Source organism: [Collinsella] massiliensis (genome assembly GCF_002161605.1).
Taxonomy (GTDB): Bacteria; Actinomycetota; Coriobacteriia; order Coriobacteriales; family Coriobacteriaceae; genus Enorma.
Map to the genome: position 1 here is coordinate 40,456 of NZ_NFIE01000009.1, position 24,199 is coordinate 64,654.

General features: G+C 68.1%; 21 protein-coding genes and 2 tRNA genes. 12 read left to right on the forward strand and 11 right to left on the reverse strand.

Going from position 1 to position 24,199, the window contains the following annotated elements:
* Nucleotide 1: 1 nt before the first annotated feature.
* Nucleotides 2-1,120 carry an aminotransferase gene (locus B5G02_RS04975; RefSeq protein ID WP_094335401.1) on the forward strand — a complete coding sequence of 373 codons (1,119 nt, stop codon included), beginning with the start codon at nucleotides 2-4 and terminating at the stop codon, nucleotides 1,118-1,120.
* A gap of 200 nt (nucleotides 1,121-1,320) precedes the next feature.
* Here the strand turns inward: B5G02_RS04975 and B5G02_RS04980 are convergent, their stop codons facing one another.
* The 5 genes from B5G02_RS04980 to B5G02_RS05000 form a co-directional block, all read right to left on the reverse strand.
* Nucleotides 1,321-3,099 (reverse strand): 1-deoxy-D-xylulose-5-phosphate synthase, encoded by a 1,779-nt coding sequence (locus B5G02_RS04980; RefSeq protein ID WP_094335402.1) that lies wholly within the window; start codon nucleotides 3,097-3,099, stop codon nucleotides 1,321-1,323.
* Between the two features lie 259 nt (nucleotides 3,100-3,358).
* Nucleotides 3,359-4,249 carry a sensor histidine kinase gene (locus B5G02_RS04985; protein WP_094335403.1) on the reverse strand — a complete coding sequence of 297 codons (891 nt, stop codon included), beginning with the start codon at nucleotides 4,247-4,249 and terminating at the stop codon, nucleotides 3,359-3,361.
* A 71-nt stretch (nucleotides 4,250-4,320) separates the two neighbouring features.
* On the reverse strand, nucleotides 4,321-5,181 hold the full coding sequence (locus tag B5G02_RS04990; protein WP_094335404.1) for a hypothetical protein: 861 nt from the start codon (nucleotides 5,179-5,181) through the stop codon (nucleotides 4,321-4,323).
* A 167-nt stretch (nucleotides 5,182-5,348) separates the two neighbouring features.
* Nucleotides 5,349-6,377, reverse strand: a complete 1,029-nt coding sequence (locus B5G02_RS04995) for an ATP-binding cassette domain-containing protein (protein WP_094335405.1) — start codon at nucleotides 6,375-6,377, stop codon at nucleotides 5,349-5,351.
* A 200-nt stretch (nucleotides 6,378-6,577) separates the two neighbouring features.
* Nucleotides 6,578-7,315, reverse strand: coding sequence for a response regulator transcription factor (locus B5G02_RS05000; RefSeq protein WP_094335406.1), 738 nt, complete (start codon nucleotides 7,313-7,315; stop codon nucleotides 6,578-6,580).
* 154 nt (nucleotides 7,316-7,469) lie between these two features.
* On the opposite strand from B5G02_RS05000, the gene B5G02_RS05005 reads away from it, so the two are divergent.
* The 4 genes from B5G02_RS05005 (at nucleotide 7,470) to B5G02_RS05020 (ending at nucleotide 10,289) form a co-directional block, all read left to right on the forward strand.
* Complete coding sequence (locus tag B5G02_RS05005; protein WP_019239298.1) at nucleotides 7,470-8,048, forward strand: xanthine phosphoribosyltransferase; 579 nt, start codon at nucleotides 7,470-7,472, stop codon at nucleotides 8,046-8,048.
* Nucleotides 8,048-8,383, forward strand: coding sequence for a cysteine-rich small domain-containing protein (locus B5G02_RS05010; protein ID WP_019239297.1), 336 nt, complete (start codon nucleotides 8,048-8,050; stop codon nucleotides 8,381-8,383). Before B5G02_RS05005 ends, B5G02_RS05010 begins: the two co-directional genes overlap by 1 nt.
* Before the next feature lie 94 nt (nucleotides 8,384-8,477).
* Entirely contained in the window at nucleotides 8,478-9,266 is a 789-nt protein-coding gene (gene proC, locus B5G02_RS05015; protein WP_019239296.1) for a pyrroline-5-carboxylate reductase, read from the forward strand.
* 90 nt (nucleotides 9,267-9,356) lie between these two features.
* A complete protein-coding gene (locus B5G02_RS05020; protein WP_019239295.1) occupies nucleotides 9,357-10,289 on the forward strand; it encodes an SPFH domain-containing protein in 933 nt (310 codons plus the stop codon).
* Nucleotides 10,290-10,368: 79 nt separating this feature from the next.
* Here the strand turns inward: B5G02_RS05020 and B5G02_RS05025 are convergent, their stop codons facing one another.
* Together B5G02_RS05025 and B5G02_RS05035 are read right to left on the reverse strand one after the other, a co-directional pair.
* Nucleotides 10,369-11,595, reverse strand: a complete 1,227-nt coding sequence (locus tag B5G02_RS05025; RefSeq protein WP_241146175.1) for a hypothetical protein — start codon at nucleotides 11,593-11,595, stop codon at nucleotides 10,369-10,371.
* Between the two features lie 106 nt (nucleotides 11,596-11,701).
* Nucleotides 11,702-11,884: a DUF6724 family protein gene (locus tag B5G02_RS05035; protein ID WP_094335407.1), complete on the reverse strand. Its 183-nt coding sequence runs from the start codon at nucleotides 11,882-11,884 to the stop codon at nucleotides 11,702-11,704.
* A gap of 202 nt (nucleotides 11,885-12,086) precedes the next feature.
* Between B5G02_RS05035 and serS the strand changes: the two genes are divergently transcribed.
* The 4 genes from serS to B5G02_RS05055 all read left to right on the forward strand — a co-directional run bounded on the left by serS (nucleotide 12,087) and on the right by B5G02_RS05055 (nucleotide 16,546).
* On the forward strand, nucleotides 12,087-13,370 hold the full coding sequence (serS, locus tag B5G02_RS05040; protein WP_094335408.1) for a serine--tRNA ligase: 1,284 nt from the start codon (nucleotides 12,087-12,089) through the stop codon (nucleotides 13,368-13,370).
* Nucleotides 13,371-13,707: 337 nt separating this feature from the next.
* A complete protein-coding gene (locus B5G02_RS05045) occupies nucleotides 13,708-14,052 on the forward strand; it encodes a hypothetical protein (RefSeq protein WP_094335409.1) in 345 nt (114 codons plus the stop codon).
* Between the two features lie 37 nt (nucleotides 14,053-14,089).
* Nucleotides 14,090-14,166: transfer RNA gene (locus tag B5G02_RS05050), tRNA-Arg, on the forward strand.
* 253 nt (nucleotides 14,167-14,419) lie between these two features.
* Complete coding sequence (locus B5G02_RS05055) at nucleotides 14,420-16,546, forward strand: tetratricopeptide repeat protein (RefSeq protein ID WP_094335410.1); 2,127 nt, start codon at nucleotides 14,420-14,422, stop codon at nucleotides 16,544-16,546.
* 115 nt (nucleotides 16,547-16,661) lie between these two features.
* Here B5G02_RS05055 and B5G02_RS05060 read toward each other — a convergent pair.
* The 3 genes from B5G02_RS05060 to B5G02_RS05070 form a co-directional block, all read right to left on the reverse strand.
* Nucleotides 16,662-16,752 (reverse strand) — tRNA-Ser (locus B5G02_RS05060).
* A gap of 65 nt (nucleotides 16,753-16,817) precedes the next feature.
* Complete coding sequence (gluQRS, locus tag B5G02_RS05065) at nucleotides 16,818-17,825, reverse strand: tRNA glutamyl-Q(34) synthetase GluQRS (RefSeq protein WP_094335411.1); 1,008 nt, start codon at nucleotides 17,823-17,825, stop codon at nucleotides 16,818-16,820.
* Between the two features lie 443 nt (nucleotides 17,826-18,268).
* Nucleotides 18,269-18,787 (reverse strand): ferritin, encoded by a 519-nt coding sequence (locus B5G02_RS05070; protein WP_019239288.1) that lies wholly within the window; start codon nucleotides 18,785-18,787, stop codon nucleotides 18,269-18,271.
* Nucleotides 18,788-19,067: 280 nt separating this feature from the next.
* Here B5G02_RS05070 and purH point away from each other — a divergent pair, with 280 nt between their 5' ends.
* On the forward strand, nucleotides 19,068-20,702 hold the full coding sequence (gene purH, locus B5G02_RS05075) for a bifunctional phosphoribosylaminoimidazolecarboxamide formyltransferase/IMP cyclohydrolase (protein WP_094335412.1): 1,635 nt from the start codon (nucleotides 19,068-19,070) through the stop codon (nucleotides 20,700-20,702).
* A gap of 308 nt (nucleotides 20,703-21,010) precedes the next feature.
* Entirely contained in the window at nucleotides 21,011-21,649 is a 639-nt protein-coding gene (locus B5G02_RS05080) for a hypothetical protein (protein WP_094335413.1), read from the forward strand.
* A gap of 9 nt (nucleotides 21,650-21,658) precedes the next feature.
* On the opposite strand, the gene B5G02_RS05085 is transcribed toward B5G02_RS05080, so the two are convergent.
* A complete protein-coding gene (locus B5G02_RS05085; protein WP_094335414.1) occupies nucleotides 21,659-22,852 on the reverse strand; it encodes a PucR family transcriptional regulator in 1,194 nt (397 codons plus the stop codon).
* 292 nt (nucleotides 22,853-23,144) lie between these two features.
* Between B5G02_RS05085 and B5G02_RS05090 the strand changes: the two genes are divergently transcribed.
* Nucleotides 23,145-24,176: an ornithine cyclodeaminase family protein gene (locus B5G02_RS05090; RefSeq protein ID WP_094335415.1), complete on the forward strand. Its 1,032-nt coding sequence runs from the start codon at nucleotides 23,145-23,147 to the stop codon at nucleotides 24,174-24,176.
* The last annotated feature ends 23 nt before the right edge of the window (nucleotides 24,177-24,199 follow it).

The window sequence follows — 24,199 nt, forward strand, 5'->3', positions numbered from 1 at the left end:
CATGAACATCGCAACCATCGGCGTCGAGGACTGGCTCAACGTGCACGAGAAGAGCGCGACGGTGGACATCGCGCAGTCCACGATCGCCTCGCTCACCATGGACGAGATCCTGAAGCTCGACGGCACGGACGGGCAGGGCTTCTACGAGCAGCTCGGCCGCGAGAAGATGAACTACGGCTGGATCGAGGGCTCGCCCGAGTTCAAGCAGGAGGTGGCCGCGCTCTACCAGAACGTCGACCCCGAGAACATCCTGCAGACGAACGGCGCCACCGGCGCGAACTTGCTCGCGCTCATGACGCTCGTGGAGCCCGGTGACCACATGATCGCCGAATACCCCACCTACCAGCCGCTCTACGAGATCCCGCGCACGCTGGGCGCCGAGGTCGAGTACTGGCACATCCAGGAGGAGCTGGGCTGGCAGCCCGACATCGCCGAGCTCGAGCGGCTCATGCGGCCGAACACGAAGCTCATCTGCATCAACAACGCCTCGAACCCGCTCGGCACCGTGCTGCCGCGCGAGACGCTCGAGCAGATCGTGGAGATCGCGCGCTCCGTGGGCGCCTACGTGCTCTCGGACGAGGTGTACCTGCCGCTCGAGGACACGGACCGCTTCGTGTCCATGGCCGACCTCTACGACCGCGCCGTGGTGACGAACTCCATCTCCAAGACGTATTCGGTGCCGGCGGCGCGCATCGGTTGGACGGTGTCGAACGCCGAGGTGGCCGACCGCATCCGCACGTACCGCGACTACACGCTCATCTGCGGCGGCATCTTCAACGACGCGCTCGCCGTGCACGTGCTGAAAAACCGCGAGCGCATCCTGGAGCGCAACCGCGCCATCGTGTTCGGGAACCGCGCCATCGCCCAGGCGTGGATCGACGCCGAGCCGCGCGTGCGCTGGGTGCCGCCGAAGGGTGTCTCGACCTCGTACATCCAGCTCGACATCCCCATGGATGACGAGGAGTTCTGCCTGAAGCTCCTGAGCGAGCGCGGCGTGCTGCTCGTGCCGGGCAGCCGCTTCGAGCTGCCGTGCGGCGCGCGCCTGGGCTACTGCGCGCAGGAGGAGACGCTGCGCGAGGGCCTGCGGTTGCTGTCCGAGGCGCTGCGCGAGTTCGACTAGGCGGGCGCCGGGCGCGACGGGGAGGCGGTGCGGTGCGCGCACGCTGTCGCGACGCGCCTCGCGCTGCGTCCCGCGCGATGCATGGTGTGTGAAGCGAGCCCGGTTCCCCTGCGTGCAGGAGGGGAGCCGGGCTCGTTTGCGTTTGCGTTCGGTAAGGGGTGGGCAGCTTCGCGGCTCGCGCGGCCGTGCGCGGGTGCGCGCTATCGCATGCCCAGGATGTCCGCGACGATGCCCTCGACGGTGATGCCGCAGCGCGCTAGGAGCTCCTGCGGGTCGAAGCGGTCGGGGAAGCCCTTGGGGATGCCGTAGCAGCGCGTGCGCACGCCGCTCGTCCCCAGGAAGCGCGCGATCTTCTCGCCCCAGCCGCCCTCGAGCACGCCGTCCTCCAGCGTGATGACCGCGCGGTGCCGCTCGGGCAGGTCGCGCAGGAACGCCTCGTCGAGCTCCGTGGCATAGCGCGGGTTCACGAGCGTCGCGCGCAGGCCGTGCTCGGCGAGGGCGTCCGCCACCTGTTCGCCCAGGGTGAAGAAGCCGCCGAGCGCGAGGATGGCCACTTCAGAGCCCTCGCGGACGACCTGGTAGGTGGGCGTATCGAACGTCGCCGGCGCAGCAGGCGCGAGGTCGGGGCGCTCGAGGGGCGCGCCGACCGGCATGCGGATCACGACGGGGCGTTCGCGCTGGTCGAGCGACCAATCGAGCATGGCGAGGTATTCCTCGAGGCAGACGGGTGCGAGTACGCGGAGGTTCGGCAGGGCGCCGAGCATCGCGAGGTCGAAGTAGTTGAGGTGCGTCTCGGCGTTCGCCCCGAAGACAGAGGCGCCGATGTCGATGATCGTGGCGGGCGCGCTGTTGAGGCAGAGGTCGTGCCAGAGCTCGTCGTAGGCGCGCTGCAGGAAGGCGCCGTACGCGCCGAAGACGGGGGTGGCGCAGCCCGCGGCGAGCGCGGCGGAGAAAGTGACCGCGTGCTCCTCGGCGATGCCGACGTCCACGAACTGCGCCCCGGCCTGCGCGCGGCGCTCGGGCGTGAAGCCGAGCACGTAGGGCATGCCGGCGGTGATGGCCACGACGCGCGGGTCGCGCGCCATGCGCTCGAGGAGGTGGCGGGCAGTGATGTCGGCATAGCCGTCGCGCGGCACGTCGCCGCTGATGAGCTTGCGCTTCTCGCCGGTCTCGAGGTCGAAGGGGCCCACATGGTGCCAGAGCTCGGGCGCGCGCTCGGCGGGCGCGTAGCCGGCGCCCTTCGTGGTGTGGATGTGGAGCACTACGGGGCGGTCGGTGCCGCGCAGCTCCTCGAGCGCGGCGACGAGCGCGGTGACGTCGTTGCCTTCCTCGAGGTAGCGGTAGGCGAAGCCCATGGCACGGAAGATGTTCGACGGAGTGGCGCCGCGCGTGGCGCGCAGCTCCGCGAGGGCGCCGTAGATGCCGCCGTGGTTCTCGGCGATGGACTGGTCGTTGTCGTTCACGACGATGATGAGGCCGCTCTTCAGGTCGGCGGCGTTGTCGAGGCCCTCGAACGCGAGGCCGCCGGAGAGCGACCCGTCGCCGATGACGGCCACCACGTCGTGGTGCTCGCCCGCGAGGTCGCGTGCCGTGGCGAGGCCGCACGCGAGGCTGAGCGAGGTCGAGGTGTGGCCGATGGAGAAGAGGTCGTGCTCGGACTCGCGCGGGCTCAGGAAGCCGGACACCTCGCCGAAGTGGTCGGGGTCGAGGTAGGCCGCCGCGCGCCCGGTGAGTGCCTTGTGGGCGTAGCACTGGTGCGAGACGTCGAGGACGATCTTATCGCGGGGGGAATCGAAGACGCGGTGCAGGGCGACGGTGAGCTCGATGACGCCGAGGTTGGGGGCGAGGTGCCCGCCTGCCGCCGCGGAGTTCTCCAGGATGGCCTGACGCAGCTCATCGCAGAGAAGGGGCAGGTCGGAGGCAGCGAGTGCCTTGACGTCCTGCGGCGAGGAGATATGTTCGAGAAGCCTGCTGCGCACGTCGCTCCTGGTGTTCGTCGCCCGGGCGCCCCGTGCGCCCAGATTGAACAACCAGTTTCTCATATTCCCGCGCCCGAAATGTGTATGCTCTGCGATGCCGGGCGAACGGTTCCGCGAGCGGCACGGAATGGGTTGGTTAGGGGGTTGGTTGGGGACGTGTTCCTTTCAACCCATTTTCCAACGGTTTAGCCGCCGCGTCCTCCCCGATGGGTTGAAAATGGGTTGAAAGGAACACGTCCCCAACCAACCCATTTGGCAGCTAGGCGGTCGGGAAGGTGAGCTCGATGGCGAGGGCTCCCGGCTCGAGGCGCGCGCGTATCTCGCCGTGCATAGCGCGGACGAGGTTCGCCGCGATGGCGAGCCCAAGGCCGCTGCCGGCGGCACCGCGCGCGGAATCTGCCTGGTAGAAGCGGTCGAAGAGGCGGTCGGCATCGATGTGCGCGCCCGGGTCGACGGGGTTCTCGAACACGATGCGCGCCGTCTCGCCCTCCGCGCGCACGCGGATGCGCGGCGCACCCGTCCCGTGGCGGACGGCGTTCGTGACGAGGTTGTCGAAGACACGCGCGAGGGCGTCGCCGTTCGCGAGGATGGTCACCGCACCCGGGCAGGCGACCTCGGGCTCCCAGTCCTTCGACTCGAGTTCGGGGTAATGGGCGAGGAGCGCCTGCTCGATCGCGGAGCGCGCGTCCACCCGCTCGGGCGCGGGCGCGAGGTCCGGATCAGTCGACTTCGTGTACGCGAAGAGCTCGTCGAGGAGCTCGGAGGTGCTGTCGATGCGCGCGGAGGCGGCCCCGAGGTGCCGTTCGCGCACGGCGGCATCGCGCTCGTCGCGCGCGAGCTGCAGGTAGCCCTTGGCGCCCGTGAGCGGCGTGCGGATGTCGTGCGAGAGGGCGGAGAGGTCGCGCTGGAACTCCTCCTGGCTGCGGAGTGCCGCGATGCGCTCACGCGAGGCTTGGTCGAGCTCCGCGTTCACCGCCTCGGCGAGGTCGCGCAGGCCGGGCGCCGGGGTGCCCGTCGTCACGCGCGCGTTGCTGTGGGCGTCGCGCGTGCGCAGGAAGCGGGCGATGCGCTTGAGCTCGGTCGCATATGCGGCGACGACGATGAGGGCGCCCAGGCAGATCCCGAGCACGAGCATGGCGGCGACAAGCATGGAAACCTTCCTCGGACGGGGGTGGCAACCCGGCCTTCGGCATCAGGGTACCACCTCGGGCATGCATCGGGTCAGATGTCGCGCCTACGGCAGATGGCGAGCACGATCGCGCTGGCCGCGGCGATCCACAGTACGGGCGCGAGGATGGCCTGCGTGAGACCCGTGCCCGGCAGCGCGGCGCCGAGCGCGCCCCAGCCCGCGGCCATCCCCTGCACGCCGCCCCCGCAGAGCCACATCTCGAGGTTCGACGGCATCCAGCACACGAACTCGCGCAGGACGTCCGAGATGCCCATGAGGCCGGGTGCGTACCCCTGGATGAGCCCGGCGACGAGCGAGAGCATCTCGGGCACGAGGGCGCCGGCGATGCAGAACGCGGCGATGTAGCTTATGTGCACGATGCGCGTGGCGTAGGCGACGACGAGCGAGATGACGGCGAGCGCCCAGGTGTTCAGGCAGGTCGCGACCGCCCAGCCGAGGAACGCGAGCGGCGCGTCCATCGCGGCGAAGCGCGCGTCCACCGCAAGCCCGAACACGACCGTCAAGAGGCTGAGCGAGCAGAACACAATGACGGTCACGATGCCGGCGAACACGATGCGCTCGGCGAAATACGAGAGGCGTCCCGTGCGCGCGGATACGAGGGTGCGCGCGAAGCCGTCCTTGAAGTCGGCGAGGACGTGCTCGACCACGAAGAAGCAGACGAAGAGCGGAAAGACGCTGCTGAGCATGTCGCCGATCATGTCGCTCGGCGAGGCGAACGTCGTGAGGCTGGTGACCGCGCCGGTCGAGAAGTCGAAGCCGCCGGCGACCATCCAGAAGACGAGGTAGATGGCGACGTAGATGCCCGCGCACACGGCGAGGTACTGCCAGAGGCTGCCGCGCAGGCCGCGCGGGCGGGTGATGCGGTAGAGGTCGGCTTTCAGAAGGTTCAGCATTGCGAGCTCCTCTCATGCTGCCTGCGGGGAGCCCCGCAGGGGAGTTTCGATGGTTGGGGACGGTTCGGGCGTCGTTCAGATGCGCGCGGTTCAGCGCCGACGTCCCGAAGCGAGCAGGTAGGCGATGGCGCCGAGGATGACGGCGTCCAGGATGAGGCCGCCCATGGCTATCGCCCTCGCTCGCCCTGCGCGGCGCGTTCAGCATCTGCCGCCTCGTCCGCCGTGCCGCCCATGAGCTCGACGAAGTATTCCTCGATGTCGCGCTCGAGCACGCTGAGCTCGAGGATCGTCTGATCGTCTGCCGCGAGCGCGCGGGATACGTCCTCCGCCGTCGGCGCGCCCGTATTCGCGGCGTCGCCCGCCGCCCCGCCGAACCGCGCCGTCGCGTTGCGCGCGCCCTGCGTCCCGGAGATCACGATGCCACCGTCCGGCTCCACGCGGAACGCCGCGCCCGCGAGCCGCTCCTCCAGGATGGCGAGGCTGCGCGCGGGGTCGGCCGTCTTCACGCGCACGGAGCTGCCGCAGGCGGCGTGGAGCTCGTCCTCGGTGAACTCGCGTACCATGTGGCCGGCCTTGATGACGCCGAAGCGCGTTGCCATGCGGTTGAGCTGGTCGAGCACGTGGCTCGAGATGACGACCGTCACGCCGCGCTCGTGGTTGAGGCGCATGAGCACGCCGCGCAGCGCGCGGGTCTCCTCGGGGTCGATGCCGTTGAAGGGCTCGTCGAGGAGCAGCAGGTCGGGCGACCCCACGAGCGCGAGCGCAAGCCCCAGCCGCTGCTTCATGCCGAGCGAGAACTTCTTCGCCTTGCGCGGGCCCACCTCCTCGAGGCCGACGAGCTCCAGCAGCTCCCGGCACTGCTCGCGCGGCCGCACGACGCCCACGGAGAGCGCCTTCATCATGAGGTTCTCGTACGCGGAGAAATTCGGCAACAGGCCCGGCTGCTCCACGAGCGCCCCGATGCGCGAGAACGCGCTCGAGAACGCGCCGCCCGTGCGCTCAGCCCCGAAGAGCTTGATGGTGCCCGCGGTGGGCGCGTCGAGCCCGGCGATCATCTTCATGGTCGTGGACTTGCCGGCGCCGTTCTTGCCCACGAAGCCGTAGATGTCGCCCTGGGCGACGCGCATGTCCAGGCCGTCGACGGCGCGCACGCTGCCGTATGCCTTCGTGAGCGCATAGGTCTCGATGACGTTCATGGCGGTTCCCTCCCGCTCGCTTTCCGTTCCTTGCCCATGAGTATGCGGGCGGATGGTTCAGCAACCCTTGGGTAAGGGTAAAGAAAGCCTAAAGATGGGCGGCGGGCAGCTGAAGCGCAGGCGGAGAGGGCGTGCCCGGCGCTGAGCCCGCCGTGGTTCCGGCTCGCCGCGTTCCCGGCGCGCCGCGCTGCCAGCCCGCGCTATTCCACGAGCTTGAAGCCCATGCCCCACACGGTCTTGATGTAATCGCTCGTGCCTGACGCCTTGAGCTTGGCGCGGATGTTCGAGACGTGCACGGTCACGGTGCTGTCGTCCGCGGCGTACGCCTCGCCCCACGCGCCCTCGAAGAGCTCGCGCTTGCTGAACACCCGCTTGGGGTGGCTCATGAGCATCTCGACGATGTTGAACTCCGTGCGCGTGAGCTCGACGGGCGCGCCGGCGGCGGAGAACGTGCGGGCGTCCGGGTCGAGCGTCCAGGAGCGGAAGCGCAGCTCGTGGCCGCCTCCGTCGTTGCCGGCAGCCGGCGCCTGCGCGGTACCTCGCCGATGCCGCAGCTGCACCGCGACGCGGGCGGTGAGCTCGTCGAGGTCGAAGGGCTTCGTGAGGTAGTCGTCCGCGCCGAGCCTGAGCAGGTCGACCTTGTCGGCGGTCGCGGTGCGGGCGGAGATGACGATGATGGGCACGTCGGCCGTGCGCTCGCGCACGAGCGCGGTGAGCTCCTCGCCGGTGAGGCCGGGCAGCATGAGGTCGCAGACCACGAGGTCGAAGGGGAGCGGCTCCGGTGCCTCCCCGGCCGCGCCGGCCTGCAGGAGCAGGCGCGCCTCGGTGCCGGAATAGGCCTGCGTGCAAGCGTAGCCCTCGCGCGCCAGGCGCGTCGCGACGATGTGGTTGATGTCGGCGTCGTCCTCGACGATCAGGATGCGCGGCTCGTCCGTCATCGGCATTCCCCTCGGTGATAAAAAGGTGACTGACACCATTTTATCATCGGATGTCGCGCGCCGCGCATCGAGCCCGCCGCGCAGCAAGTATACTGGGTGAAATCCGTCCCGGCGCCGCGCCGGGACACGACCGCGATCAGGGGGAAAGCGCACGATGGAAGAGCTGAAGCAGCGTATCGTCCAAGAAGGCACCATCAAGGAGGGGAACGTCCTCAAGGTCGACGCCTTCCTGAACCACCAGTGCGACGTGGGGCTGTTCGACCGCATGGGCGCCGAGTGGGCGCGGCTGTTCGCGGGCAAGCGGATCGACAAGATCCTCACCATCGAGGCCTCCGGCATCGGCATCGCCTGCGTGGCGGCGCAGCACTTCAACAACGTGCCGGTGGTGTTCGCGAAGAAGTACCAGTCCATCAACCTCGACGGCGAGCAGTACGCAACCTCGATCCACTCCTTCACTAAGCAGAAGGACTTCCACGTGATCGTGGGCAAGCGGTTCCTGAACAAGGGCGAGCACGTGCTCATCATCGACGATTTCCTGGCGAACGGCTGCGCGCTGAACGGCCTCATCGAGCTGTGCGAGGCGGCCGGCGTGGTCGTGGAGGGCATCGGCATCGCCATCGAGAAGGGCTTCCAGGGCGGCGGCGACAGCCTGCGCGAGCGCGGCTACGACCTGCAGTCGCTCGCCATCGTGGAGTCGATGGACCCCGCGACGGGATCGGTGGTGTTCCGCTGATGGCCGCGGGCGAGGACGGGACGGTCGGGTCGGCCGGACGCGCGGCGGACGCCCCTGCGGGGGCTCCCACCGAGCACTTCAAGTTCTTCAACCACACCGCCTGCGAGTTCTACCCGTGCCACGACATGCCGGCCGAGGAGCTCAACTGCCTCTTCTGCTTCTGCCCGCTCTACTGCCTGGGCAGCGAGTGCGGCGGGAACTTTCGGTACGTGGGCGAGGCGGGCGACATCAAGGATTGCAGCGCGTGCACCGTGCCGCATCGGCGCGAGAACTACGGGTACATCATGGAGCAGTTCGCGCGCGTGCAGGAGGTCGCGGCGGAACGCAGGCGGTAGTGGGGCGCGGCGGGGCTCCGCATCGGCAGCGCCGCGCCTGAGGAAGAGAGGGCGATGCCCGGTGCCGGGCATGCATCGAGGGAAAGGACAGGTCATGGACGCAACGACGGTGAAGATCGGGTTCCTGGGGTTCGGCAACATGGCGAGCGCCATCGCGGACGGCTGGCTCATGGCGGGCACAGTGCCCGCGGAGCACCTCTACGCCTGCGCCAAGCGCTACGACGCCCTGCGCGAGCGCACCGGGACGCGCGGCATGCAGGCCTGCGCGACGGCCGAGGAGCTCGTCGACGCGGTCGACATCGTAGTCGTGGCCATCAAGCCCTACCTCATCGAGACGGTGCTGCCGCCGCTCGCGGAGCGCCTGGCGGGCAAGGTGGTCGTCTCGGTCGCGGCGGGCTGGACGAGCGAGCGCTACGAGGCCGTCATTCCTGGCGTGCACCACATCTCGACGATGCCGAACACCCCGGTCGCGGTCTGCGAGGGGCTCGTGGCGTTCGAGCAGGCGAACACCCTCACGCCTGAGGAGCACGCGCTTATCACGGCGCTCTTCGAGCCGCTTGGGACGGTCGTCGAGGTCGAGACGCGCCTCATGTCCGTCGCCGGGACCATCGGCGGGTGCACGCCGGCGTTCATCGCCATGATGATCGAGGCGCTCGCCGACGCCGCGGTGAAGTACGGCATCCCGCGCGCGACCGCGTACACGATGGTGAGCCAGGCCGTCGCGGGGACCGCGCGCCTGCAGCTGGCCACGGGCGCGCACCCCGGCGCGATGAAGGACGCCGTGTGCTCGCCCGGCGGCACCACCATCCGCGGCGTCGCCGAGCTCGAGCGCGCCGGCATGCGCTCGGCGTTCATCCGCGCCATCGATGCCATCGAGGGCTAAGGCGAGCGCGTTTACCAAAGCCTTACGCCGCGGATGCAGCGCGGCTGGTATGCTTGTCCGAACAGAGGAGCTTTATTAGGGAGGGCCCAAATGTTGGATGCACTCGGAGGCTTGATCGTCCTCATCGTCCTGGTGGTGGTCATCATCGCGGTTCTGGTGAACGCGCTCTTCGTGGTGAAGCAGCAGCACGCCGTGATCATCGAGCGGCTCGGCCGCTTCAACCGCATCGTGGGCTCCGGCCTGCACGTGAAGATCCCCGTCATCGACCGCAAGGCCGCGACGGTGAGCCTGCGCACCATGAAGAACGGCTTCGACATCGACGCCAAGACCGAGGACAACGTGACCATCGGCCTCGAGGTCTCCGTGCAGTACCACGTGGGATACGAGATGGGCGCCACCCCGGCAGATTCCGGCGTCTACAAGAGCTACTACATGCTGCAGCAGCCCGTGGCGCAGATGCGCGACTTCATCACCGACGCGCTGCGCAGCTCCATCCCGGTGTACACGCTCGATGAGGTCTTTGCCAAGAAGGACGACATCGCGCAGGACGTGAACGCCACCGTGTCCGAGCAGATGGCGGACTACGGCTTCACGCTCGTCTCGACGCTCATCACGCGTATCGCGCTGCCGGCCGAGGTCGAGGATTCCATGAACCAGATCAACGCGGCGCAGCGCACGAAGGCGGCGGCGCAGGACCTGGCCGAGGCGGACCGCATCCGCCGCGTGACCGAGGCGCGCGCCGAGGCCGAGGCCATGGAGAAGGCAGGCGAGGGCATCGCCAACCAGCGCAAGGCCATCGCCGTGGGCATCAAGGACTCGCTCGAGAGCATCCAGGAGACCGGCGTGTCGAACCAGGAGGCTAACCTGCTGTTCATGTACACGCAGTGGACCGAGATGATGACCGAGTTCGCCAAGACCGGCAGGACCTCCACCGTGGTGCTCCCGGCCGATTTCAAGACGAGCGCGAGCATGTTCGAGCAGATGCTCGCCGCGGACAAGACGAGCGACCTCCCGCCGCTCTAGCACGTAACATGTAAAATTACCCCAGGGGTATTTTTACATCGGCGCACCAGGCCTGCGTAAAATAACCCCTGGGGTATTTTTACATCGCGAGCCAGTCGAGCTCGGTGTTCCAAGCCTCCGTGTCGAGAGCGATGGCGCAGTTGCCGCCCTCCAGGTCGGTCGCGGCCTCGAAATTCATGACCGAGAACCGCTCCTCGTACTCGGGCTCCCCGGCGGTGTATGCGTCGTACGCCGCGCGGATCTCCTGCAGGTTCTCGGGCGTGAGCTCGTCCGCCTCGCCCGGCTCCAGGTAGCCGTTGGGCAGGTGCGCGGAGAGCTCGAAGGCGAGCGCGGTGATATCGGGGGCCGTGAAGTCGAAGTACACGTTCGCGGTGCCCTCGTAGCCCTCGCCGATCTGCGAGAGGTACGCGTGCGCGCTCGAGAGGTCGTAGCTTGCGTGCGAGAGCTGCCAGATGGCGATCTCGTGCGCGCTCAGGCCGAGCTCTTCGGGCGTGGCGCCGCAATAGGACTGGAAGATGTCGCTGACGCCCTGCTCGAAGCGGGAGACCCCGTCCGCCTCGCCCGCGATCAGGGCGTCGAGCTGCAGCTTCGTCTCGGTCTGGACGGCGCTCACCACCGCGTCCTCCACCTCGCTCGGCGCACTGGGCTCGATGTCCTCGTAGCGGGGGCCGTCATCTTCGAAGAGCCCCTCGAAGAAGCCCCCGACGGCCGCCGAGCACGAGCTCAGGAGCATGCCCGCGCCGCTCGCGATGGCACCGGATAGCAAGATGAAGATGATGAGGTAGATGGCGCATGAGGTCGTGCGCGTGTTCGTATTCTGCTCGCCGCGATGCGTGCGCGGGGCGCGCGGCGCGTGCTTGCTGCGATGGCGGTGGTGCGGGGCGGTGTTCTCAGCAGCTGAGCCGGTGCCTGTGTTCGCGCCCGCATCGGTGCCGGCGTACCCTGAGGGTGCGGCGCCGAAGGAACTCCCCTGCGCCGGCGCGTCGTAACCGCCGTATATGGGGGCGCTGCCGGCATCGTCTTCCGGCGCGGTCGTGCTGACAGGATCCATCGAGCCGCCCGCGCCCTGCCATGCGCTCCCGTGCGCGGACGGCGCGTCGTCATGATCGTAGGTGGGAGGCTGGTAGCTGTTCGATGCTGGCCCCGACAGTTTTCCGCGACGGCGCTCGCCGCGCCGCTTGATGCGCGCTATGCCGTCGTCTGGATCGGGGTCCTCGCGCTCGGGCTCCTCGCTCGGCATCACGGGATCGGGCGCGTTGAAGGGGTCGATGTTCTCATCGCCCGAATGCGAACGCCTCAAAGCCATGGCTCCTCCTTGCCTGCGGGGAAATCGAATGGTGCATGCCGCGCCGCCCGCGCTCCGCGTTCGGCGAGGCTGCCGCAAAACCGGGGCCGTCCGGCCGGTATTCGGGCTAGAGCAGCCCGCCGAACAGCCCGTCGTCGTCGCCATCCTGCTTGGGACCGCGGTCGACGTACATCTTGTGCGTGCGGCGCTCGAGGATGAACGCGGCGAAGGCGGCGACGGCCAGGCCGCCGAAGAAGAGGACGGCGAGACCGGCGCGCGATTCGAAGAGGAACGAGAAAATATCTTGCATGGGTGCTCTTTCGTGCTCATCGGTTAAAAAAGCTGTGCATCCGGGCGTTTCGGGCCTTCACGCGAAACGCCTGACGTGCATTAAGTATATACTTGCCAAAGCGCGCGCGGGCCGTTCTGACGAATTGCTTACGCGCAGGGAACAGCGAGACGCGGCGGGCGCGCTTGCCCCGCCGTCGGTGCCATAGGGAACCGGAGGAGCCATGCTCGATATCAAGTTCGTACGCGAGAACCCCGATGCGGTCGATACCGCGATGGCGAACCGTCAGACCACGTGGGATCGCGAGCGCTTCTTCGCGCTCGACGAGGAGCGCCGCGCGGTCATCGCCGAGGTCGAGAAGCTGCAGGCTGCGCGCAACGCCGAGTCGAAGAAGATCGGCGCGCTCATGCGCGAGGGCAAGCGCGAGGAGGCCGAGGCGGCCAAGGAGGCCGTGCGCGAGGTGAACGACCAGATCGAGGGGCTGGCGGACCGCCGCAGCGCCCTCGACGCCGAGCTCAACGACTTCATGGCGCACCTGCCGAACATCCCGTGCGATGCCACGCCCGTGGGCAAGGACGAGACCGAGAACCCTGAGCGCCGTCGCTGGGGCACCCCGCGCGACTTCGCGGCCGAGGGCTTCGAGCCCAAGGCGCACTGGGACCTGGGCACGGACCTGGGCATCCTCGACTTCGACCGCGGCGCGAAGCTCTCGGGTGCGCGCTTCACGGTGCTCGCCGGGGCGGGCGCCGCGCTCGACCGCGCGCTGCAGAACTTCTTCCTCAACACGCACATCGCGCGTGGGTTCAAGGAGTTCATCCCGCCGGTGATCGTGAACCGCGAGATCATGTACGGCACCGGCCAGCTGCCGAAGTTCGAGGACGACGCCTACCATACGGGCGAGGACCAGTTCCTCATCCCCACGGCCGAGGTCGCGCTCACCAACCTCCACGCCGGCGAGGTGATCGATGTCGCCGACCTTCCGCTGCGCTACACCGCGGGCACCCCGTGCTTCCGCGAGGAGGCGGGCTCGGCCGGGCGCGACACGCGCGGCATCATCCGCCAGCACCAGTTCACGAAGGTCGAGATGGTGAAGTTCGCCACGCCCGAGCAGTCCGACGACGAGCTCGAGAGCATGGTCGCCGAGGCCGAGTACCTGCTGCAGCAGCTGGGGCTGCCGTACCGCGTGATCAGCCTCTGCACGGGCGACCTGGGCTTCTCCGCGCGCCAGACCTACGATATCGAGGTGTGGCTGCCGAGCTACAACAGCTACAAGGAGATCTCGTCCTGTTCCAACTGCGGCGATTTCCAGGCGCGCCGCGCGAACATCAAGTACCGCGACCCCGAGCACTTCAAGGGCGTGCGCCTGCTGCACACGCTCAACGGCTCCGGCCTGCCCACCGGCCGCACCATGGCCGCCATCATGGAGAACTACCAGAACTCCGACGGCTCCATCACGGTGCCCGAGGTGCTGCGTCCCTACATGGGCGGCATGGAGCGCATCGGGTAGCAGCGGGCTGCGGCGGCGCGCGTGCTCCGCGCGTGTTTCGTTCGTGCAGGGCTGCCCTGCCGGGCGGGCGCGCTCGCGAGCGCGTGCCCTGCGCGTGACGGAGCGCGGCCGCTTGGGTGCGCTGGACAGAGCTTTGGCCTTGGCGGGCGGTGCGGAGATGCGCGCCGCCCGTTTTGCATGGGTCGGTGGTCGATGGATGGCGGTGGGGTGCGGCCATACCCCACCCCACCATACCAGCGCGTCCGGACACGCCGGGAAAACCCTCTACAAACAAAACACGAACATACGTTCTCTTTCTGCCGTATAATGGCCTCACAGGCGGATGGCAGGAGGGCATATGGGGAACGCGGTTCCAGATGAGGTCGTCCTCTTCGAGGGGAGCGATGGCGTCGAGCACATGCACGTGGTGTGTCGGCGTTCGGGTGACGGCGGGCTCGTGCTCGTCCAGGAGAGCGCGGGGGAGGTGTCGCGCTGGTGCTTCGGCGAGTCACCGCATCGAGCGATCTTGCATATCGATGCCCAGCAGGTGCATGCGCTCGCGCGGCACTTCCACGTGCGGGATGCGGGAGGGGTTGCCGCAGCGCTGGAGATCGAGGTCACCGGATTCGATAGTTTGACGCAAACGCGCAGGTTATTGACCCTATTGGATAAACCGGAACATTTTTTTGAAAAAACTGCTTGACTCACCCCGGGGGGCATGCCATTATATGTCTTGCGTTGCGGCGTTACCTCAGCTGGATAGAGGGTCTGACTACGAATCAGAACGTCATAGGTTCGAATCCTATACGCCGCACCAGTCGAGATGTACGGGCGCTCTTCGGAGCGCCCGTTTTCGTATATCTGCTCTTCCTGGTTCGAAGCTCCTCCGTTTAGAGCGGGCTGCCGCCACCGCGCACGGCACGCCTGGCGGCGCGTACCCGCCGCGTGCGAAATAGTCCCGGCGGAACACTGCGCGAGCGGACACAATACAACCAGGCTGGCGCATGGCAGCAGCCGACACGCGCGTACGGGCGCGGGGATGCACGTCGGTAGCGGGGAGGTGAAGGTCGATGTTGGACGATGTGGCGCATACGGACACCGAGCGCGCGGAAGAGCCGGCGCCCCGTGCACAGGAGACGCGCGACGAGCGCGACGGTGCATCGGCCATGCCGGAGCCCTCGGAGCCCCCGGCCGACGACGAGCCCCTCGACCTCACGCCGCTCCCGCTCCCGCACGCCATCAGGCCGCTCGAGCCGTTTTTCGAGCTCCCCTTCGTCGACGCGATCGATGCCGTGCGCCTCTCCTGCGAGGCGCGCCCCGACGCATCCGGCATCGAGCGCTTCATACACCGCGTCCTGTCCGAGCTCGATACGGTGGAGCTGCGCGCCCTCGCCGCGTCCCGCCGCCTCTCGCTCGCGTTCATCGAGCGCATGGACGCGTTCTACCTCAACTTCGATCAAAACGGTGCCACGAGCGCCGAGCGCGCTGCCATCTATGCTGCGGAGACGGCGATCAACCGCATCTATCGCGTGCTGCACCTGCTGGGCTTCGGCCTAGCGGAGGTCGATGCGTCTCCCTCCGAGGAGGCGTGCTCCGCGTACGACCAGGCGTCGTATGCCGGCGCGACGGTCATCATGGGCGAGCTCATGGAGCAGGTGTCCGCGGACAACCCGTGGGCTGCGCTCGGCAATGTCGCCTGCGCCCCCGGAGGGATCTGGGACGTCCTCACGCGCTTCGCGACGCTCGGCGAGCAGGTCGGCCTGCTCGCGCGGCTCGATTACCGGGCGCACATCGCGATCGATTGCGGCGAGCTGCGCATCGAGTTCGTCGCGCCGGGGGCTGCGAGCATGCCCCGCTCGGTGTACGACCTCTCAGCGGACGCATGGCGCGCATGCCCGGAAGCCGAGCGGGCCGCATGGGCGCGCGAGTACACCGCCCGCATGGCGCTCGTTTTGGCGACGGCGGGGTTCGCGGCCGGCTTCGCAGTCGAGCGCTGCACGGTCACGGCGAATGATGGCGCGCTCGGCCAGCCATACGCGGTCGCCCTCGACCGGGGATGGTTCATGGCGCGGCTCTCCGCGATGCAGTGCGACCTCGACGGCTGCCCGCTGGCGGACGCGCTCGCTCTGGATACGCTCGCTGTCTGCGAGGTGGAGCCGGAAGGGCGCGGCGCCGACGCGGATACTTCGGAGCAGCCCGAGCCGCGTTCGGCCGAGCCCGAGGCGGCGTCCGCGGAGAAGGCTCCCGACACGCCGCCGGCCGAGGCCGTATCGGTCGAGTTCCGCGCGCCCGCGCATGACGCGCGCCCGCTCCCGCCCGAGCTTCGCGAGCTGCTGCTGGCAGATACCGCCGCGGAGCTCGAGGTCATGGAGGATGATGCCGACCCGTACATGGCGCGCCTGCGCGAGCTGCGTGAGCACGAGGAGACCGACCCGGGCTTCGCCGAGCGCGGGTACCTCGAGGTGGTGGACGAGCTGGAGGCGCAGTGCGCGACGCACGAGTTGCTTGCCGACGCGCCGGTCATCACGCGGTTCTGCGAGAGCTACGTGGGGCGCATCGAGCTGCCGGTGTTCGAGGAGGACGCGTCGGTGCGCATCCTGCGAGCGCCGGACGCGCTGTTCTTCGCGCGCCTCGCGCTCTGCCGGATGTACCTCGCGGCCGAGGCGTACGACCGCGCGCTGGCCGAGGCGCGCTGCCTGCTCGATTTGGCGCCCACGTCCATGCAGGCGCACGTGATGCTCGTGAACGCCCTCGCGCGCCTCGACCGGTACGCCGAGGTCGTCGAGGCCGTGCGCCAGGGGCTGCGCGTGGCATTCGAGCGCGATGCCATCTCCTACCTGCTGTACCGCGTCGCGTTCGCCTTCTGGAGGCTCGGCGACCGCGAGACGGCGGCTGCCTGCTACCGGCTCGTCCGTGGCGGCGGGCGCGGCGATGCCCTGGCGGAGGAGGAGCTCGGCGAGCTGCTGCGCGAGATGGGCAGGGAGGATGCGCCGGGAATCGACGAGTCGATCGCCCGCGTGCGCGCGCAGGGGCTCGTGTGCGCGCCGTGGAGCGACGGGTTCAAGCTCGTCGTGGACGCGGCGGTGCTCCTGGCCGACCACGGCTTCTTCTTCCTGGCCGGGCGCTGCGCGCACGCGATGTGGCACGTGCTCGGTCGCGACGAGCTCGGCGTCGTGAGCCGCGCGCTGCTGGGGTAGCTGCGGGGTGCGCGGCGGCAGGCTCGAGCGACGGATGTCTTAGTTGGTGGAGTGGCCCCGAAAAGCGCGAACCCCCACCCGGGCGTGCCGGGCAGGGGTTCGTGTAAGTCACGGCTGGCGGAGAGCTGGGGATTCGAACCCCAGATTCCCTTGTGGGGAATACTCGCTTAGCAGGCGAGCACCTTCGGCCTCTCGGTCAGCTCTCCGTTAGCAGCTCACAATGATACCGTACCCGCCGGCCGCAGCACAAGGGCGAAGTGAAAAAGCATACTCAAGCGATGGGAAGCGTCTCGGCGGAGACGGGGCGGTTCTCCCGGTGCGCGCGCACCGCATCCCAGGAAAACGATGCTGCGAGCTCGTCGGCGGTGCGTGGGGTGGTGTCGGGCGCGAGGCCGGTCAGGCCGGCAAGCCAGCCGAGCAGCGCCGCGGCCGAATCGAAGCGCGCCCGGAGCTCGCCCATGTCGAGGTCGTGGTCGCGCTTGGCGAGCCGTCTCCCGTCGGGTGCGAGCAACAGCGGAACGTGTGCATACGCTGGTTGCGGGAGGCCGAGGAGCCGCTGCAGGTAGATCTGGCGGGGCGTCGAGGGCAACAGGTCGCAGCCGCGCACGATCTCCGTCACGCCCATCTCGGCATCGTCTACCACCACGGCGAGCTGGTAGGCGAAGACGCCGTCGCTGCGCTGCACGAGGAAGTCCCCGCACTCGCATGCGAGCACCTGGCGCTGCGGCCCGTACACGCGATCGGTGAACGTGATGGTGCCGGCGGGATCGGCGGCACCCGGCACGCGCAGGCGCAGCGCGGGCGGGCGCACGCGGCTGCGCGCGGCGATCTCCTCGGGTGAGAGATCGCGGCACGTGCCCGCGTAGACGGGTGTGCCGTCGCTTGCATGCGGGGCGCTCGCGGCATGGAGCTCTGCGCGCGTGCAGAAGCAGGGGTAGGTGAGGCCGGTGGCATCGAGCTCGCGCGCGGCGTCGCGGTACAGCTCGAGCCGGTCGTGCTGGTAAACGGGATCGCCGTCCCAAGCGAGGCCGAGCCAGCGCAGGTCGTCGAGCAAAAGGTCCGTCCATGGGCCGGACTGTGTGCGGGGGTCGAGGTCCTCGACGCGGAGCACTACGCGACCTCCCGCGCTGCGCGCCGAGAGCCAGGCGATAAGCGATGCGTACACGTTTCCCAGGTGCATGCGGCCGGAAGGCGTGGGCGCGAAGCGGCCGACGACCGGCGCCGCGCCGCCCGATCTGCCGGCCCTTCCAGATGCTGCTGTGTTCCCGTTCGTTTCCATGAACGAAAGTATAGCGGAGCGCCATTCCGGCCGTGCATCGGAGCGATTTATCACAGCGTTCGGCTCAATGTGGTGATGGATTTCAGATATGCACGATTCGACCGCCTATACAGGGGCCTCGGAGGGCGGATTGCTGCTGCGGGCGCGTGTCCGCGCAATGGAATCCTGGCGTTTTGTCGCCCAGGCCGAGTCCTTGCGCGCGTTCCGCGCGGCTGAATCGTGCATATCTGAATTCCATCATCATAATTCGGCGGTTCCCATGCGAAAACCGAAGCGCGGGGCATGCCGAGGCGCATAGCGAGGGGTGCGCGGCAGCAAAACGCGCGCCCGTTCGCGAAAACGAAGGAGCCCCAGGCGTGCAACCTGGGGCTCCTCGGAAAAGGGGGGGGCGAGATGAACGGGCGGCCGGCGAGTCGCGTACCGGCCGCCCGGAAGGGGAGCGGCTACAGCGGTAGCGCCGTCATCTGCGTGTACACGCGAGCCTGGTACTCGCGATCGAGATCGTACAGGCCCTTGGGATCGGAGCCGAACAGCTTCATGTTCGTGATCATGTCGCGGGCGTTGGTCTCCTCTTCGCCCTGCTCGGACACGAACCAATCCAGGAAGCGCATCGCGCGCACATCGTGGACCTCGTTGGCGACCTCGTAGCAGTTGTGGATGAGGCCCGTCACGTACTCCTCGTGCTCGAGGCCGGCCTCGAGCGGCTCGAGGTCGTTCTCGAAGACCTTATCGGGCTTGGCGATGGCCTCCATCGTGGGCTTGAAGTCGTTATCAAGGAGGTAGCGACGGATGGCGAGCGCGTGGTCCATCTCTTCCTTGGCCTGGATCACGTACCAGTTCGCGAAGCCCTTGAGGCCGCGATCCTCGTAGTAGTCGGCAAACGTAAGATAGAGGTACGACGAATAGAACTCAGCATTGATCTGATCGTTCAGTACCTGTGCGACGCGCTCGTTCATTGCCATGTTGGTTTCCCTCCGCAAACCTTGTCGTTTTGACGGGTTGTCACCCCGTTCATCGCTATCTATACCCACTTGTCGGAACGCAAACGGGCAATCGCCGTCCTCGCAACTCGTACACAAAGCGGGGACCCCGCCCGCGCGCCCGAGTCGGACGTCCGGCCGCGGCGCATGTCGATGTTCCATGCGCGGCGTCGCGAGCATGTACCCAGCAAATGCGCTACATTAGAGGGCGTCGGATTAGCTGCCGCCGGAGCGCGGCGGCGCAGCGGGCAAGGAGGGCCGCATGGGATCTGAGCGTAAAATCGAGCGCGCGCTCATATCGGTGACCGATAAGACGGGCATCGTCGAGTTCGCGCAGGAGCTCGTCGAGAAGTTCGGCGTCGAGATCATCTCGACGGGTGGCACGGCGAGGACTCTCGAGGAGGCGGGCGTTCCCGTCACCCCGATCGAGCAGTTCACGGGGTATCCGGAGATGATGGACGGCCGCGTGAAGACGCTCCATCCCAAGGTGCACGGCGCGCTGCTCGCCCGCCGCGACTCCGAGCAGCACATGGCCGAGGCGGCCGAGCACGACATCAAGCTCATCGACCTCGTCTGCGTGAACCTGTATGAGTTCGAGAAGACCGTCTCCGACCCGAACGTGACCTTCGAGGACGCCATCGAGCACATCGACATCGGCGGTCCCTCCATGCTGCGCTCCGCGGCGAAGAACAACGACGCCGTGACCGTGATCTGCGACCCGGCGGACTACGCCCCCGTGCTGGAGGAGATGAGCGTGCACTGCGGCTCCACCACGAAGGTGACGCGCCGCCGCCTGGCCGCGAAGGTCTTCGCCCGCACCGCCGCCTACGACACGGCCATCTCGACGTGGTTCAGCTCCTATCTCGAGCTGCAGAGCCGCGCGATCGATCCCGACGACCCCTTCGAGCCCCCCGCGCTGCTCGACCTGCACCTCACCAAGGTCCAGGACCTGCGCTACGGCGAAAACCCGCACCAGGCCGCCGCGGTGTACCAGCTCGACGGTGAGCTCGCAAACCTCGTGAGCTCGGCGAACCCGCTCGTGGGCGCGGAGCAGATCCAGGGCAAGCCGCTCTCGTACAACAACCTGCTCGACGCCGACGCCGCCTGGAACGCGGTGCGCGAGTTCGACGAGCCGGCGTGCGTGATCCTGAAGCACCAGAACCCGTGCGGCTCCGCCGTCGCCGCCGACGTGACCACGGCGTACGACCGCGCCTTCGCCTGCGACCCCAAGAGCGCATTCGGCGGCATCATCGCCGTGAACCGTGAGGTCCCGCTCTCGCTCGTGGAGCACTTCGCCGACCAGAACAAGCAGTTCGTCGAGGTGCTCATCGCGCCGAGCTACACCCCGGAGGCGCTCGAGCGCCTGAGCCGTCGCCAGAACCTGCGCGTGCTCGCTACGGGCGGCGCCGAGGGCCATGCCACGCTCGAGCTGCGCTCGGTCGACGGCGGCGTGCTCGTGCAGTGCGTCGACACCGTGGAGGAGGATCCCTCCGAGTTCACGTGCCCCACGATCCGCAAGCCCACCGACAAGGAGATGCGCGACCTCGTGTTCGCGTGGAACGTCGTGAAGACGGTGAAGTCGAACGCCATCCTGGTGGCCAAGGACCAGGCGGGCATCGGCATGGGACCGGGTCAGCCCAACCGTGTGGACTCCGCGCTCCTGGCCTGCGAGCGCGCCGAGGACGCCTGTGAGCGTATGGGCGTCGAGGCGAGCGGGTTCGTGGCCGCGAGCGACGCGTTCTTCCCGTTCCGCGACAATGTGGACGTGCTCGCAGAGCATGGCGTCACCGCGATCATCCAGCCGGGCGGCTCGGTGCGCGACGACGAGTCCATCAAGGCGTGCGATGATCACGACATCGCGATGATCTTCACGGGTACGCGCCATTTCCGCCACTAAGGCGGGTCGCCGAGCGGCGTCGGCGCGCGTGATTCTGGAATCGAGCGGCCATCCGGTAGCCGGATGGCCGCTTTTTTGCGGCGGAATGCCCTGTGCGAACCCAAACGGCGCGAAACGAGCGGTTTATGCGGGGGTGGCCGAGTAGCCGGGAAACGGGCAACCTCGCTACCTGTGGTTTTGCTGGAGCGCAACCCCTTGCTACTTGAGGGGGTGCCTATAAAACGCTCGTTTCGCGCGGTTTGTATTCCGGGGGAGTGGAACTGCTTCGCGCGCCGGGTACAATGGTCGCGATTTCGAAGGGAGCATGTATGGCTGAGGAGTTCAAGCTGGGCAGGCCCGCGCTCGTGTGCCGTTGGCGGCTGGCTGGGCGGAGCGTACCGCTGCTCAACCGTCATATGCGGGCGCTCTCCCAGCGCCGCGTGCAGGGCGAGCCGCTTACCGTGAACCTGCTCGGTTGGGTGAAGCAGCATATCGAGTGGTCGCTCGCAGAGGATCCGTCGGCTGTGGCGGACGGTGTGCTCATGCTCGTGGTGGACGAGGACGGCCAGGCGGCCATGAGCACGGGGGCGTATGAGCCGCTCGCGGACGCGTCGCCCGAAGCGCTCATCGAGCGGGCGGCCGCCGCGCGCGCGGAAGCGAATGCGACGGGCATCGCGCCCGAGCTGCTGTGCTGCGTGCAGGATGGTGCGCTCGTGTTCGGCGCGCCCGAATCGTCTGCGCGGTCGGGCGCTGCGACCTTCATCCGCCAACTCGCCGAGACGCGCGGGCATGCGGTGTCCTTCGATCCGGCGCTCCCCGAGCGCGCACGCATCGGCGTCGCGGGCACGCTCGCCCTCATCTCGGATGAGCACGGCGTCGTGGTGGAAGCGGCCGACGCCGCATCCGACGACGGGCTGCTCACCTTCCTGAGCTCTTCGTTCGATAAGCTGCGCGATTCCGTCCGCTAGGGGCAGCCCTTACGCATCGGGGAACAGCTCGTCCATGAGCGCGATGCGGCAGGCGAGCGCCAGCTGGTCGGAATCGTCCGCGCGGCGGTAGTCGAGGCCGGTGAGCGCGGAGATCTTCTCGAGGCGGTAGCGGATCGTGTTCGCGTGCTGGCCAAGCGCCTGCGCGGTCTCGGCGACGGAGCGCCCGCAGGCCACGAAGCTGCGGAGCGTCTCCTCGAGCGCGCTGCCATGCTCGGAATCGTGCTCGCTCAGCGGATCCAGGATGCGCGCGGCGAACTGCCGGAGCGGATCGGAGCCCACGAAGGGCAAGAGCGCGCGGAACACGCCCAGGTGGTCGAAGCGGATCGTCGCGCCGCCGCGGTGGTGGGCGAAGCGCGCCGCCTGCATCGCTTCGGTCACGGACTGCGCGAGCTCTTCGAGGGCGAAGTGCCGCGCGCTGATGCCCGTGCCTGCGGGGATGATCCCGCAGCGCTCGAAGATGGCCGCCTCGCGGAACTGCCGCTCCACGGCATCCAGGTCGAGCACGTGCTCGGGGTCGATGCTCACCACGCCGATGATGCCGCCGTCGTAGCTGGCGAGCATGCGCTCGCACGCGGCGAGACCCTGCTTGTGGTACTCATGCTCGAGCTGCTGGAACTCGTCGAGCGTGAGCGGCTCGTCGAGCTCGGCGTACAGGGTGACGAAGGCGGACTTGAACGACGGGTTGAGCATGAGCGCGTGGCGGCGCACGGCATCCGGGTCGCCGGCGTCGCGCAGGAGCGCGTCGATCGTGGATTGCGCGAAGCTCGAGCTCGAGAGCTCCTGGATGCGCCGGTCGACGGCATAGATGACGGTGTCGAAGAAGAGGTCGTCGGACGTCACGAGGAAGACCGGGAAATTGCGTACGTTGGCGTAGCGGATCGCCTGCTCGGGGATGGGTAGGTGGAGCACGTTCTTGATGACGAGGCCGCTCGCGCCCTTCGCGACGAGGTATTTGATGGCGTCGGTGATGAGGTAGGGGTTGTCCTGGGCATAGAGGAAGGTGCTCAGGACGAGGTCGTTCGCGCTGAAGTTGGCGCGCTGGTATTTGTTCTTGAGGCCGGGCATGAGCTCGTAGTCGAGGATGCACACCTCCGAGATGCTGCGCGCGAGACCGCCGCCGCCCGCGATGAGGCGCAGGCTTTCGGCGTAGGAGTTGAGCAGATCGGATACGGTATAGAGCATGCGACCACCCGCTAGATATAGAGATTCACATAAATCTAAGGTAAGAATACTAGAGATAGCAACAATTCATGGCTAAGCTCATTCGAATTTGCGTGGATTTGCGCCTAAATATGCGCAATCGAACACATAACGCTTGGAGCAAACTCTAAGAAATAACCCTTGGTTCCCACGGATGTCCGGAGTAGGGTACGGACGGTGAAGCGCGCTCCCATGCGCGCGAAATCGTCAGATGCGCTGGCGGCGCGGGGCGCAACGCCCACCGCGCGTCGCGGCGAGGAAAGGAGCAGGGAAGATGGGCAAGATGGTCGTGCTATCTGCCAAGGAGGTCGAGCGCGTGCTCGCGATCGACGACGTGATCAAGGCGGTCGAGGGCGCCTACGAGCAGAAGGCGCTCGGGAAGGGCATCGCGTGGCCGATGGTCTACGAGCAGTTCGAGCCGGACGTGGCGGATATGGACATCCGCTCGGGTGAGCTCATGGCCTCCGGCCTCTTCGGGCTCAAGCTCACGGCCTGGTTCTCGAAGAACCCGGAGCGCGGTCTGCCGGACATCTACGGCACGACGCTGCTGTGCGACGACACCACCGGCGAACCGCTCTGTCTGCTGAACGCTTCGGCCGTGACGGGCCTGCGCACGGGCGCGGCCGGCGCGCTGGGCGTGAAGTGGCTCGCCCGCGCCGATGCGAAGAACCTGCTCGTGGCGGGCGCGGGGCACATGAGCGCCTTCGAGGTCGCCGCGACGCTCGCTGCCTGCCCGAACATCACGCACGTCGAGGTGTGGGAGCCGCGGAGCTCGGAGGCTCCCGAGGCCCGCGTGGAGGCGATCCGCGAGACCGTCGCCCGCGTGCTCTCCGCGTGCACCGAGCCGCGTCTGGCAGACACGTACGAGATCGTCGCCGTTGCCGACGGCGAGGCCGCTGCGCGCCGTGCCGACGCCATCATCACCGTCACGCCGGCGACCACGCCCATCATCCAGGACGCTTGGGTGCAGCCGGGCACGCACATCTCGAGTGTCGGCGCGGACATGCCGGGCAAGCAGGAGCTCGCGTCCGCGCTCGTGGCGCGCGCCCGCATCTTCGCAGACGACCGCGCGCAGGCCGTGAGCTCGGGCGAGTTCGAGATCCCGGTGCGCGAGGGCGCGATCACGCCCGATGACATCGCGGGCGAGCTGGGCGAGGTGATCGCCGGCATGGTCGCCGGCCGCGAGAACGACGAGCAGATCACGGTGTTCGACACCTCGGGCATCGCCGTGCAGGATCTCGCGTCGTCGAAGATCGCCTACGACCGCGCCGTCGAGGCGGGGCTCGGCCAGACGGTCGAGCTGTAAGCCCCGCATCGCATCAACCGCCG

Bases quoted from the DNA above. Each gene is read 5' to 3' on its own strand.
- B5G02_RS04975 (WP_094335401.1), top strand. From the start codon at position 2: ATGAACATCGCAACCATCGGCGTCGAGGACTGGCTCAACGTGCACGAG.
- B5G02_RS04985 (WP_094335403.1), bottom strand. From the start codon at position 4,249: ATGCTTGTCGCCGCCATGCTCGTGCTCGGGATCTGCCTGGGCGCCCTC.
- B5G02_RS04990 (WP_094335404.1), bottom strand. From the start codon at position 5,181: ATGCTGAACCTTCTGAAAGCCGACCTCTACCGCATCACCCGCCCGCGC.
- B5G02_RS04995 (WP_094335405.1), bottom strand. From the start codon at position 6,377: ATGAACGTCATCGAGACCTATGCGCTCACGAAGGCATACGGCAGCGTG.
- B5G02_RS05000 (WP_094335406.1), bottom strand. From the start codon at position 7,315: ATGACGGACGAGCCGCGCATCCTGATCGTCGAGGACGACGCCGACATC.
- B5G02_RS05005 (WP_019239298.1), top strand. From the start codon at position 7,470: ATGGAAGAGCTGAAGCAGCGTATCGTCCAAGAAGGCACCATCAAGGAG.
- B5G02_RS05010 (WP_019239297.1), top strand. From the start codon at position 8,048: ATGGCCGCGGGCGAGGACGGGACGGTCGGGTCGGCCGGACGCGCGGCG.
- proC (WP_019239296.1), top strand. From the start codon at position 8,478: ATGGACGCAACGACGGTGAAGATCGGGTTCCTGGGGTTCGGCAACATG.
- B5G02_RS05020 (WP_019239295.1), top strand. From the start codon at position 9,357: ATGTTGGATGCACTCGGAGGCTTGATCGTCCTCATCGTCCTGGTGGTG.
- B5G02_RS05025 (WP_241146175.1), bottom strand. From the start codon at position 11,595: ATGGCTTTGAGGCGTTCGCATTCGGGCGATGAGAACATCGACCCCTTC.
- B5G02_RS05035 (WP_094335407.1), bottom strand. From the start codon at position 11,884: ATGCAAGATATTTTCTCGTTCCTCTTCGAATCGCGCGCCGGTCTCGCC.
- serS (WP_094335408.1), top strand. From the start codon at position 12,087: ATGCTCGATATCAAGTTCGTACGCGAGAACCCCGATGCGGTCGATACC.
- B5G02_RS05045 (WP_094335409.1), top strand. From the start codon at position 13,708: ATGGGGAACGCGGTTCCAGATGAGGTCGTCCTCTTCGAGGGGAGCGAT.
- B5G02_RS05055 (WP_094335410.1), top strand. From the start codon at position 14,420: ATGTTGGACGATGTGGCGCATACGGACACCGAGCGCGCGGAAGAGCCG.
- gluQRS (WP_094335411.1), bottom strand. From the start codon at position 17,825: ATGGAAACGAACGGGAACACAGCAGCATCTGGAAGGGCCGGCAGATCG.
- B5G02_RS05070 (WP_019239288.1), bottom strand. From the start codon at position 18,787: ATGGCAATGAACGAGCGCGTCGCACAGGTACTGAACGATCAGATCAAT.
- purH (WP_094335412.1), top strand. From the start codon at position 19,068: ATGGGATCTGAGCGTAAAATCGAGCGCGCGCTCATATCGGTGACCGAT.
- B5G02_RS05080 (WP_094335413.1), top strand. From the start codon at position 21,011: ATGGCTGAGGAGTTCAAGCTGGGCAGGCCCGCGCTCGTGTGCCGTTGG.
- B5G02_RS05085 (WP_094335414.1), bottom strand. From the start codon at position 22,852: ATGCTCTATACCGTATCCGATCTGCTCAACTCCTACGCCGAAAGCCTG.
- B5G02_RS05090 (WP_094335415.1), top strand. From the start codon at position 23,145: ATGGGCAAGATGGTCGTGCTATCTGCCAAGGAGGTCGAGCGCGTGCTC.